This is a genomic window from Aeromonas sp. QDB17, from assembly GCF_027705305.1.
Classification (GTDB): Bacteria; Pseudomonadota; Gammaproteobacteria; order Enterobacterales; family Aeromonadaceae; genus Aeromonas; species Aeromonas caviae.
Map to the genome: position 1 here is coordinate 17,837 of NZ_JAPDBP010000003.1, position 12,034 is coordinate 29,870.

Consider the following 12,034-nt stretch of genomic DNA (forward strand, 5'->3'; position numbering starts at 1 on the left):
GTAATTGTCCTTGTCTTCATAGGATTACCCTATCTCCGTAACTTCCTTGGGACCTTGGGCAAAGCCGGCCCGAACGGGCCGGCTTGTCATCTGCAGGTGAATTAGAACTTCTGGCTGTAGTCGAGGTAGTAGATGCGACCGTCGATGCTGTAGAGATCTTCGTTATAGGTGAAGCCATCGCTCTCGAGGGACGGGCCCGAGTTGAACATGTTCTTCACCCCGACCTGGATCTTGCCATCCCAGGGAGCATCCACGCCGACGTTCAGGTTCCAGGTGGTCTGGGACGCGATGTGGCCCACTTCCTCACCGGTATCGGCGATATAGTCCTGGCTCTGGGAGTCGATGTAGTTCGCGCTCAGGTAGGTATCCATGTTCCACCATTGGGGAACATTGACGCCGACACCGGAGCTGAAGCGCAGCTGCGGCAGACCGTTCTGGCCGATCTTGTCGATGACGGGGCCACCGGCGTACAGACCTTCCTCGTACTCGAGGATGTAGGTACCGCCCAGGTCGTAGCGGATGGTGGCGTAGTTCAGGTCGTACTTGTAGTCCACCTTCAGATCAAGACCCGAGGTCTTGAGGGTGCCCAGGTTGACCATGGGCGCGATGGCGCCGCTGATCTTGCCCTGGCTGTTGCGGGTGATGCTGCTGGAGCTGCCGCTGTTCAGTTCGTCATAGATGAGAGACTGCAGGGAGTTCAGCTGGATCACGTCCTCGATCTTGATGGTGTAGTAGTCCAGGGAGAGGTTCAGGTCATCCACCGGGCTGTAGGCCACCCCGAAGTTCCAGGTGTCCGCGGTCTCTTCCTTCAGATCCTCGTTGGAGGTACGGGTGGTGTCGTACTGGCCGTTCGGGCAGTCAGCCGCGGAGATGCCGTTGGCCTCGCAGTAGACGTAATCCTTCGCCGAGTCGGCAGAGAAGGAGTCAGCCGAGTAGAGATCGCTCAGGCTGGGGGCGCGGAACGAACGGGACCAGGAGGTGCGCAGCATCAGGTTGTCCAGCGGCTGGTAACGCAGGCTCGCCTTGGGGGAGAAGGCGCTGCCGAAGTCGCTGTACTTGTCGAAGCGACCGGCCACGTTCAGCTCGATCTGCTCGGTGATGGGCACCAGGGACTCGATGTAGGCGGCAGTCACGTCACGCACGCCACCGGAGGAGTTGCCTGCGGAGCCGATGATGTTGCCGGCTTCGGACTGGGCGTCGTATTTGTCGGCATAGACCCAGTCGTTGTACTCGGCACCGGCATACCAGCTGACCGGACCGGCCGGCAGTTCACCCATGTCCCACTGGACACCGGCGTACCACTGGTAGAAGTCCATGGTGGAGCGGCGGCTGGTGTCGGCGGCCATGGAGGCTGTGGTGGAGGCGTCGAACTCGCCACCGACGAACTTGCCGTCGGCGACCGCCTGCTGGGCGGCGGACTTCAGTACGTAACCGGTGCCGTTCTCCTTGTTGTCGGTCTTGGAGTACATGTAGCCGGCGTTCCACTGCATGTCGCCGACGCTTTCGGTGGCGATGGTGCCTTCGAAGCCGAGGTTCATGCTGCCGGTGGTGTCGGTGACATAGTTGTCACGGGGGCCGACGTTGTTGAAGCGGTAGTAGGCGTAGGCAGCCTCACCCAGACCCTGGGTGGCGGCGGCATCCAGGCCGTTGTCGGCGAAGAACTGGGCGTTCTTCGGGTTGGCCGGGTCAATGGTGAAGGCACCGGCGGCCGGGGCGTAGCGGCCGAAACTCTCGACCCGGGAGCCGATGATCTGCGGCACGAAGTCCACGTTGTCGTTGATGTGATAGCGACCGTTCACGTACAGGGTGTCACGGCTGCGGGAGGCCGTGGTGGCCTTGACCTGGCCGTAGTTGAAGTTACAGCCGCCCTCGAACCCGACGAAGGGCTCCTTGCATGAGCCGTCGGCATTGGTGGCGCCGGCCAGCGGGCCGTATTTCCAGATGCCATCCCCGTTGGCATCGAGGCCGGTGACCCCTTCCACGTTGCGGCCATAGGCGTTGGGGGAGTCGTTGCCCTGTTTGGCAAGATAGTCACGATCACGGGCGTAGATGACGTCCTTCTTGTCGTGCTCGTAGACCGCCATCAGGGAGCCCTTCTCGCCGGCCACCCCTGCCACGATGGAGCCGCTCTTCTCGTCGCCGCCCTCTTCGGTCGGGGAGCCAATGCGGCCCTGGAAGTCCAGCCCTTCGTAGCCCTCTTTGAGCACCACGTTGATCACGCCACCAATGGCGTCGGAACCGTAGATGGCGGAGCCGCCGTCCAGGTTGACCTCGACCCGCTCAACGGCGGCCATGGGGATGGTGTTCAGGTTGATGGAGGTGCCGCCCATGGTGGGGGAACCCGCTACCCGCTTGCCGTTCAGCAGAACCAGGGTACGCTCGGAACCCAGGCCGCGCAGGCCGACGGTGGATTGGGACTGGAAGGAGCTGCCGGAGGCAGGGGAGACGCCGCCAAAGGAGTTGTAGGAGGCTTGCTTGAGGTAATCGGCGACGGTCTGCTGACCGGATTGCTCGATTTTCGCCTTGGTCACGGAGACGACCGGGGTGGCGCCTTCCACATCGACCCGGGAGATCCGCGAGCCGGTGACCTTGATTTTTTGCAGTTTTTCTACGTTCTGGCCCTCTTCGGCCAGGACAGGGGTGGCCACAACTGCCGCGCTCGCCAAGGCAAACGCGACGGCAGCAGAGAGTCTGCTTTTCCTAAGCATCGCTAGTATCCTTCCTGATTGTTTTTTGTTTGCTTCCATTACCGCCCTCGTTGGAGCGGTGCGTAAGGCTTATCAAGGTTTGGTGATGGACGTCAAATGGAGCGGCGGGGATGGGGGCAGTAGAGGGAATTAGATGGGAATATGCACTTGATGGAATATTTTTGGCGTTTTATTCCGTAAATGCCGCGTCAACTTATGTAAAGATGTTGTTAGGTTCGATTTTTACAATTTTATTGATTATTTTTGAACTTATCGATAAGTCGCTTGTCACTCCAGTGTCGATATCGAGAAAGCGGTTTTTTGTAGTATTTTCATCTGCTTTTGTGGCGAGAGCGTTTTCCGGGGAACGGAGGGTGGGGGCGGCTATCCCTCTTCTTTTATAGGTAAATAAGAAAGCAGTCCGGCTTGTCATTAACTTGTTGATTTTGCTTTGCTTTGCATGGATTAAAACACCTGTGTAATTAATTTTTTAATAATTAAAATCGAGTTGGACGGGTAGGCGTAGCAGTTTTTTATATTGAAGTTGGGTTTTTTGGAAAAAATCATCCGCGGGATATGCTGGGGGGGGGACATTCCTGGTCGCAGACAGGGTTCTACTTGATTTTTGTTGCAGAGCTTTTACAGTGACCGAGCCGGATTGTCTGCCAATGCCAGTCAATTCAGTGAGTAATGCCAGGTAAGGATAGGCCCGTCACCGGATGTGACTGGCCATAAAAGAACAACAAGGACGAGGTTCCACCATGCTGTCGTATTTCCTACGTCGGATGCTTTTGATCATCCCGACGTTTCTCGGTATCACCCTGCTCGTCTTCACCATCACCCGCTTCGTGCCGGGCGGCCCGGTCGAGCGCATGCTGCTGCAGGCGCAGGTCTCGCAAAACGAGTCAGGCCGCTCCAGTGGCAGCAAGGGGGCGCAGGCACTCTCCGACGAACAGATTGAAGAGCTCAAGGCGTTCTACGGCCTCGACAAGCCCATGCTGGTCGCCTACTGGGACTGGTTGCAGAAGCTGGCGGTGCTGGATCTCGGGGAGTCGACCCGTTATTACGAGCCGGTGTGGGATCTCATCAAGGAGAGGTTGCCGGTGACCGCCTTCTTCGGGCTCGCCACCTTTCTGCTGAGTTATGCCGTCTCCATCCCGCTCGGGGTGGCCAAGGCGCTCAGGCACAACAGCCGCTTCGATTCCCTGAGCTCCATGCTCATCTACATGGCCTATGCGCTGCCCGCCTACGTGGTGGGGATCTTCCTCATCACCGTCTTTGCGTTCCATCTGGAGTGGCTGCCCATGGGGGGCTTCCCGGGGGACGAGTTTGACGGGATGGAGAGCAGCTGGGATCAGATCCGCACCGTCTTCGCCCACGCGCTGCTGCCGCTCATCGCCTACGCCATCGGGGATTTCGCCATCCTCACCATGACCATGAAGAACAGCCTGATGGAGAACCTGTCGGCGGATTATGTGCGCACCGCCGTGGCCAAGGGGTTGCCGTTTCGCAAGGCGGTGACCGATCACGCCATGCGCAACAGCCTGATCCCCATCGCGAGTCACTTAGGGTCGGTGCTCACCGTCTTCTTCGGGGGCTCCTTCCTCATCGAGACCATCTTCAACATCGACGGCATCGGCCTGCTCGGTTATGAGGCCATTGTCGAGCGGGATTACCCCACCGTCATGGGCATTCTGGCCATCACCTCCATGCTGATGCTGGTGGGCAACATTGTCTCCGACATCTGCGTTGCCCTGGTCGATCCCCGCGTGCGGTTTGGAGAGTGAGCATGAACCTGAATCCGGTAACGCTGAAAAAACTCAAGCGCTTCAAGTCGATAAAGCGCGGCTACTACTCCTTTGTCATCTTTTCGGTCCTGGTGGTCATCTCTCTGCTGGCGGAACTGCTGGTCAACAGCCGGGCCCTGGCGGTGAGTTATCAGGGGGAGCTCTATTTCCCCACCTATGGGGACGTGATCCCGGGCCAGCACTTCGGGCTCGACTACGAGTACGAGACCAACTACCGCCAGCTCAAGAGCCAATTTGCGAAGGAAGATAAGGGGGATTGGGTGTTGCTGCCCCTGGTCCCCTGGAACCCCTATGAGCAGGACTTCAAGGAGGAAGCCTATCCGCCCTATGCCCCGAGCCTGGCGGAGCGCCACTTCCTCGGCACCGACACCAGCGGTCGCGATGTATTGGCACGGCTGGTCTACGGCTTTCGCATCGCCATCGGCTTTGCCTTCATCGCGCTGGTGGCGAGCTATGTCATCGGGGTCAGCATCGGCTGCATGATGGGGTTCCTCGGCGGTCGGTTCGATCTCCTGATGCAGCGTTTCATCGAGATCTGGTCCCAGGTGCCCTTCCTCTACGTCATCATGATCCTGGTCTCCCTGGCCAAGCCGAACTTCGGCCTGTTCGTCGGCATCAACGTGCTGTTCGGCTGGATGGGGATCACCTGGTACATGCGCACCCTCACCTACAAGGAGCGGGCGCGGGACTACGTGATGGCGGCGCGGGCCCAGGGGGCGAGCACCAGGCGTATCATCTTCAACCACATTCTGCCCAATACCCTGATGATGATCGTCACCCTGGCCCCGTTTGCCGTGGTGGGCAACATCTCCACCCTGACGGCGCTGGACTACCTGGGTTTTGGCCTGGCGCCGCCGACCCCGAGCTGGGGGGAGTTGCTCTCCCAGGGGATCAACAACCTCGACGCCATCTGGATCGTGAGTTCGGTGGTGGCGGCGGTGAGCCTGGTGCTCATCATGGTCTCCTTCATCGGGGAGGCCATCCGGGAGGCGTTCGATCCGCGCAAATTTACCCGTTATCAGTGAGCGATGGTGCCTTGCCAGGGCACATCGACAGGACCCTTAATGAAGACGCCCCCAGTGCAGGGGCATGACCAGGAAGTCAAACATGAACAATAAAATCAAATGGACAGGTGCTCTCTTTCTGCTGGTGAACGGATCCTGGGTGTGGGCGGCCAGCCTGCCCGCGGATCTGACGTGGGAGACCAACGACACCGACCCCGTGTTCGCCTCTCCCAAGGCGCTGCCCGGCGGCAACCTCAATCTCTTCGTCGACAGCTTCCCGCTGACGTTTCGCACAGTGGGGCCGGATTCCAACGGCTCGTTCCGTTCCTTCATCCTCGACAACCAGATGAGGCTCATCAGCTTCCATCCCAACACGGGCAACCCCATTCCGGCCCTGGCGAATGCCTGGGCCATCGCGCCGGACAGCCAGACCGTCTATTTCAAACTCGACCCGCGCGCCAAGTGGTCCGACGGCAAGCCGGTCACCGCCGATGACTACACCTTCGGCTACGAGATGATGCGCTCCAAGGACATCAAGGGCCCCTGGTTCAACAACTACTACACCACCGAGGTGGTGGCGGTGGAGAAGATTGACGACCACACCATTCTGGTCAAGGCGGGCAGCCGCAAGGCCAAGCTCGATCTCCTCAACACCACCGAACTGTGGCCCCAGCCAAAGCACTACTACAAGATGGGCCCGAACTGGGTGAAGCAGTACAACTGGGCCGTGGTACCCACCACGGGCCCCTACGTGATGAGCGACGTAAAAAAGGGCAAGTCCGTCACCTTCAGCAAGCAGAAGGAGTGGTGGGCAAAAGACGATCGCTACAACCAGCACAGGTTCAACCTCGACACCATCAAGGTGCAGGTGATCCGCGACCACAACATCGCGTTCCGCCACTTCCTCAAGGGGGAGCTGGACACCTTCGAGATGATCCTGCCCAACTGGTGGCATGAGAAAGCGGTCACACCGGAGTACAAGCAGGGATACGTGCAGAAGGTGATGGCCATGACCGACACCAAGCAGGGGGGGCAGGGGGTTCACCTCAACGTGGCCAATCCCAAGCTGGCGGATCTCAACGTGCGGCTCGGCATCCAGCACGCCTTCAACATCGACAAGATGATAGAGACGGTGCTGCATGGAGACTATGACCGCGCTACCACCTTCGGGTCTGGCTTCGGGGCCTTCACCGACATCGCGCTGCCAGAGCGGGCCTACGACATCGCCAAGGCACGGGAGTACTTCGCCAAGGGCGGCTACGGCAAGCAGGGACCGGACGGCATCCTGCAAAACGACAAGGGAGAGCGGCTCACCCTGGCCCTCACCTACACCAGCCAGGAGCACTCCAAGCGGCTGACCGTGCTCAAGGAAGAGGCCAAGAAGGCGGGCCTGGATCTGGAGCTCAATCTGGTGGATGGCGCCACCGGCTTCAAGGTGATGCTGGAGAAGAAACACGAGGCGGCCTGGCTTGGCTGGGGGGGCGGCGGTCTCTATCCGCAATACTGGGAGTCCTTCCACTCCGACAACGCCAACAAGCCCCAGACCAACAACCTGTTCAACGTGGCTGACAAAGCGCTCGACAGCCTGATCGACGCCTACAACGTCGAGTTCGACATGGACAAGCGGGCCGCGCTTTCCCACCAGATCCAGCAGCGGATCTATGATCTCGCCATCTTCGTGCCCGGGGTTCAGCTCAACTACGTGCGAGCCAGCAGCTGGCGCTATGTGATGCTGCCGGAGGTGCCCGCCACCCGCAACACCCCGGATCTGCTCTACTGGCCCATGGATGGCTATCCCCACAGCAGTGGCGGCCTGCTCTGGATCGATCCCAAGGTGAAGGAGGAGACCCAGAAGGCCAAGGCTGACGGCAAGGCGCTGGCCCCCATCACCCTGATCGACAAGACCTATGCACATCATTGATGTGGCCCAGAAGGGAGCAGCAGTCATGCCCAACACACAGGTCACCGCCCCCGGCACCAGCGATCATGAGGGGCAGTCTCTGTCCCCCATCCTCGAGGTGCGGGATCTCGAGGTGGAGTTCGCCGTCGACGACGGCAAGATCAAGGTGCTCGACGGGGTCAGCTTCCAGGTCGCCCCGGGCAAGACCCTGGGGATAGTCGGCGAGTCCGGCTGCGGCAAGAGCGTCACCTCGCTGGCCATCATGGGGTTGCTGCCAAGGCCCCACGGTCAGGTGGTGGCGGGCTCCATCCGCTTTCAGGGGGAGGAGCTGCTCAATCTGCCGCCGGAGCAGATGTACAAGGTGCGTGGCAACCGTATCTCCATGATCTTTCAGGAGCCCATGACGGCCCTCAACCCGGTGCAGACGGTCGGCGATCAGCTGATGGAGGTGTTTCGCCTCCACCGCCCCGATTACAGCAAGGCCCAGCGCCGTGACGCCGCCATCGCCATGTTGAAGAAGGTGGGGATCCCCGAGCCTGCCCAGCGTTTCGCTGCTTATCCCCACAATCTTTCCGGCGGCATGCGCCAGCGGGTGATGATCGCCATGGCGCTGGCCTGCGAACCTGCCCTGCTCATCTGCGACGAGCCGACCACGGCGCTCGATGTGACCATCCAGGCCCAGATCCTGGATCTGATGAAGGAGCTGCAAGCCCAGACCGGCATGGCCATCATCTTCATCACCCACGATCTCGGGGTGGTGGCGGAGCTGTGCGACGAGGTGGTGGTGATGTATGCCGGGCGTGCGGTGGAGCGGGCCGATATCTATGAACTGTTTGACCACCCGCGCCATCCCTATACTCATGGTCTGATGGCCTCGATCCCGCGTCTGGAAGATGTGCCAAAGAGCCTGCTCAAGACCATCAAGGGTCAGGTGCCCGCCCTGCACGAGATGCCGGCGGGGTGCCGTTTCTCCAACCGCTGCCCCCATGCCACGCCCCTTTGCGTGGAGACCATACCGATGACCGAGCAGTTGAGCGAACGCCACGGGGTGGCCTGCCACCACTGGAAGGAGGTGAGCCTATGAACGGCCTGGTGTGGGTACGGGGTGTCGCAGGGCAGCCAGGCGGCGGGAAGGCGACCAGGTCGTCTGCTGCCATGAATCGTCGGGGATGAAAGTCATGACCAGCTTGTTGTCGGTAAGCAATTTAAAGCAGCATTTCAAGATGGGTGGCGGTTTCTTGCGCAAGCAATACACCGTCTACGCGGTGGATGGCATCAGCTTTGATCTCAGGCAGGGGGAGACCCTTGGCCTGGTGGGAGAGTCGGGATGCGGCAAATCCACCTTGGGGCGTTCGTTGCTCAAGCTGTTCGAGCCGAGCGCCGGCTCCATCACCTTCGAGGGGCGTGACATCACCCACCTCTCGCCCAAGGAGATGCGATCCCTGCGTCAGGAGATGCAGATCGTGTTCCAGGATCCCGCAGAATCCCTCAACAGCCGCCACACGGTTGGGCAGATCCTGGAGGAGCCTTTCATCATCCACGGCAAGGGCAACGCCGAACAGCGCCGGACATGGGTGCAGGAGCTGCTGGAGAAAGTCGGTTTGCCCGGCAGCGCGGTGGATCGCTATCCCCATGAGTTCTCTGGCGGCCAGCGACAGCGCATCGGCATCGCCCGCGCCATCGCCCTCAAGCCCAAGCTGCTGGTGTGTGACGAGGCGGTGTCGGCGCTCGACGTGTCGGTGCAGTCCCAGATCGTGAACCTGCTGCTCAATCTGCAGCGGGAGATGAACCTCGCCATCATTTTCATCGCCCATGACCTGTCGGTGGTCAAGCACATCTCGGACAGGATTGCGGTGATGTATCTGGGCCGGATCGTCGAGCTGGCCGAGGCCCAGGCACTCTACCTGGCACCGCGCCATCCCTATACCCAGGCCCTCATCTCCGCCATTCCGGTGCCGGATCCACGGCGGCGCAGCCAGCGCATCCTGCTTACGGGGGATGTGCCGTCCCCCATCTCGCCGCCGAGTGGCTGCCACTTTCACCAGCGCTGTCCCCATGCAACGGATCTGTGCCGCACCCGCTCGCCCGCCCTTGAGGCGTGCGGCGGGCAGGGGCATCAGGTGGCCTGCCATTTCCCCTTGCCCGTGCAGGAGGCGGTCCCGTTGGGAAAGGCGATATGATGCCGGCGCCCGCCGCGTCGCGACCGGCATCGCTGCAAGGTGGCACCGAGGAGGCGCAATAAAGGCGGAAACGGGATAAAAAAATGGGGCCTGCGGGCCCCATCTTCATGGTTGGAGTTCAGGTTTGGCCGTGGAAATTCTGGCCCGGGCAGGACAGCGCCCCGATGGGGGTGGCTGCTGTGTGGATTGCTGAGTTGTTTTGTGGTTTTATTACGTTGCTAATTTCAACTTCCGGACAGGCGATATCAGGCGCCATAACGGAAGTAGTAATTGCGGGTTGCAGGCGCATAAGTGTCTTTCTCTTCAGCACCTTTCTTGCTGGTTGCACCCTTCAGGTGGAACAGCACTGCCAGATTCTCGAACATATGATGACCTCGTTTCTCTGTGGTTCATGGGTTGTGTGACCTTGGTCACGTTCTGATCCTAGGGGCATATGTGAGCTGGATCAACTTTTTGTGTTGTAAATTTACATAAATCATGGAAAGGGTTTTCAAATGCAGACCTGTTCATGGATACGGTTTCATGCCAGTGCCACGTATGGAGTCGGGGATATGAGAGAGGTGGCCGAGGAGGGAGGACAAAAAAGATGCCCCGCACGGGGCGGGGCATCGGTATGGTCGTGAGTTGGCTTACTTGGCCGGGATATGTTCCAGCACGTGAACCAGCAGTTGCCAGAAACGCTCGACCGCCGGGATGTGTACCTTCTCCCCCGGTGCGTGGGCGCCACGGATGGTCGGGCCGAAGGAGACCATGTCCCAGTCCGGGTAGGCGCTCTTGAACAGACCGCACTCGAGGCCTGCGTGGATCACCATGACGTTCGGCATCTCGCCAAACAGGGTCTGGTAGCTGCTTCGCACCAGTGCCATGACCGGTGAGTCAACGTTCGGGGCCCAACCCGGGTAGGCGCCGGTGAACTCGCAGCTGGCGCCGGCCAGGGTGAACAGGGAGCGGGTCATCTGCTCGATGTTCTCGCGACCGGAATCGATGAGGGAGCGGATCAGGCACTGCACATAGACTTCCCCCTCGAGTGTCTTGATGACACCCAGGTTGGTGGAGGTCTCGGTCACGCCCGGGATGGCGTCGCTCATGCGCATCACCCCGTTCGGGCAGGCCATCAGGGCATCCAGCAGGCGGCTTTGCAGGGACTCGCTCATGAGCTGGGCCGGTTTCTCCCGGGCGGTGAGCAGCACGGTGAGGTTGGCCTCGGTGGCGGCCAGCTCGCTCTGATAGATGCCGGCGTAGCGGTCCACCAGGGCCTTGAAGTCAGCCACGCTGGCGGCGGGCACCAGCAGGCTGGCACGGGCCTCGCGGGGGATGGCGTTGCGCAGGGTGCCGCCACTGAGATCGCCAAGGCGCACCCCCAGCGGTTCGGCGGCCTTGAGCAGACGCACCAGCAGCTTGTTGGCGTTGCCGCGGCCGCGATGGATGTCGACCCCGGAGTGGCCGCCGCGCAGGCCCTTGACCTGCAGCTCGAAACCTTCACCCTCGGTGGCAGCGACCAGCTCCAGGGGGAAGCGGATATTGGCATCGACCCCGCCGGCGCAGCCCATGTAGACCTCGCCATCCTCTTCGGAGTCGGTGTTGAGCAGGATCTCGCCCTCCAGCCAGCCCGCTTCCAGACCGAAGGCGCCGGTCATGCCGGTCTCCTCGTCGGTGGTCAGCAGCACTTCCAGCGGGCCGTGCTTGATGGTCTTGTCGGCCAGCACGGCCAGGCAACCCGCCATGCCCATGCCGTTGTCGGCACCCAGGGTGGTACCGCGGGCAGTGACCCATTCACCGTCGATGTAGGCATCGATGGGATCGGTGGTGAAGTCGTGCTGGGTGTCGGCGTTGGCCTGGGGCACCATGTCGATGTGGGCTTGCAGCACCACGGCCTTGCGGTTTTCCATCCCCGGCGTGGCCGGTTTCTTGATGATGATGTTGCCGACGGCATCTTGCTTGACCGCCAGGCCTTCTCCCTGGGCCCACGTCACGATCCAGGCGCTCAGCTGGGCTTCGTGCTTGGAGGGGTGGGGGATGGAGCAGATCTGCTCGAAGAATTGCCAAATCAACTTGGGAGACAGAGAACTGAGCTGTGCCACGTCGGGACTCCTTACCAGCATGGAAAATGTCGGGCCCCACTCTGCGGGCCGGGGAAGAGGATAACGATAATACAGTCAATCACGCAAAAATGTGAGCGATCAGCGCAAATGACGCTCTGCTTGTGCTGGGAAAGGGAGCATGGATGGCGAACTTCACTACCTGCTTTATTCGTGTCAGCACAACATCAATTTTGTGATGCCAATCACAAAAATATTGTCTTTTGGGCGCCGGGTGGTAAATTAGCCGCCGTGGCCAGCCCACTTGTCAGGATGACAATCAATGCCTCCAGGGAACCGAAGCAAAGCAAGTGCGCCTCCATGGAACCGAGTGTCAGTTCAAGGATGTGAACCCGCATTAAGGTACGTAACTTGTT

At 60.5% G+C, this 12,034-nt stretch carries 7 protein-coding genes; 5 read left to right on the top strand and 2 right to left on the bottom strand.

Features of this window, described 5'->3' with window-relative positions:
- Positions 1–101: 101 nt before the first annotated feature.
- On the bottom strand, positions 102–2,708 hold the full coding sequence (locus tag OKC41_RS03505) for a TonB-dependent receptor (protein WP_270671755.1): 2,607 nt from the start codon (positions 2,706–2,708) through the stop codon (positions 102–104).
- 740 nt (positions 2,709–3,448) lie between these two features.
- Between OKC41_RS03505 and OKC41_RS03510 the strand changes: the two genes are divergently transcribed.
- The 5 genes from OKC41_RS03510 to OKC41_RS03530 all read left to right on the top strand — a co-directional run bounded on the left by OKC41_RS03510 (position 3,449) and on the right by OKC41_RS03530 (position 9,579).
- On the top strand, positions 3,449–4,474 hold the full coding sequence (locus OKC41_RS03510) for an ABC transporter permease subunit (protein WP_010675471.1): 1,026 nt from the start codon (positions 3,449–3,451) through the stop codon (positions 4,472–4,474).
- A gap of 2 nt (positions 4,475–4,476) precedes the next feature.
- A complete protein-coding gene (locus OKC41_RS03515; RefSeq protein ID WP_041212459.1) occupies positions 4,477–5,520 on the top strand; it encodes an ABC transporter permease in 1,044 nt (347 codons plus the stop codon).
- Positions 5,521–5,602: 82 nt separating this feature from the next.
- Positions 5,603–7,420, top strand: coding sequence for an extracellular solute-binding protein (locus tag OKC41_RS03520; protein ID WP_104455359.1), 1,818 nt, complete (start codon positions 5,603–5,605; stop codon positions 7,418–7,420).
- Positions 7,421–7,445: 25 nt separating this feature from the next.
- Positions 7,446–8,483: an ABC transporter ATP-binding protein gene (locus OKC41_RS03525; protein ID WP_104456064.1), complete on the top strand. Its 1,038-nt coding sequence runs from the start codon at positions 7,446–7,448 to the stop codon at positions 8,481–8,483.
- 94 nt (positions 8,484–8,577) lie between these two features.
- Positions 8,578–9,579 (top strand): ABC transporter ATP-binding protein, encoded by a 1,002-nt coding sequence (locus tag OKC41_RS03530; protein WP_041212969.1) that lies wholly within the window; start codon positions 8,578–8,580, stop codon positions 9,577–9,579.
- Positions 9,580–10,208: 629 nt separating this feature from the next.
- On the opposite strand, the gene OKC41_RS03535 is transcribed toward OKC41_RS03530, so the two are convergent.
- Positions 10,209–11,660, bottom strand: a complete 1,452-nt coding sequence (locus tag OKC41_RS03535) for an aminoacyl-histidine dipeptidase (protein ID WP_270671756.1) — start codon at positions 11,658–11,660, stop codon at positions 10,209–10,211.
- Positions 11,661–12,034 lie beyond the last annotated feature (374 nt).

Excerpts from the sequence above, each read along its gene's own strand:
- OKC41_RS03525 (WP_104456064.1), top strand. The coding sequence starts at position 7,446 with ATGCCCAACACACAGGTCACCGCCCCCGGCACCAGCGATCATGAGGGG.
- OKC41_RS03530 (WP_041212969.1), top strand. The coding sequence starts at position 8,578 with ATGACCAGCTTGTTGTCGGTAAGCAATTTAAAGCAGCATTTCAAGATG.
- OKC41_RS03520 (WP_104455359.1), top strand. The coding sequence starts at position 5,603 with ATGAACAATAAAATCAAATGGACAGGTGCTCTCTTTCTGCTGGTGAAC.
- OKC41_RS03515 (WP_041212459.1), top strand. The coding sequence starts at position 4,477 with ATGAACCTGAATCCGGTAACGCTGAAAAAACTCAAGCGCTTCAAGTCG.
- OKC41_RS03510 (WP_010675471.1), top strand. The coding sequence starts at position 3,449 with ATGCTGTCGTATTTCCTACGTCGGATGCTTTTGATCATCCCGACGTTT.
- OKC41_RS03505 (WP_270671755.1), bottom strand. The coding sequence starts at position 2,708 with ATGCTTAGGAAAAGCAGACTCTCTGCTGCCGTCGCGTTTGCCTTGGCG.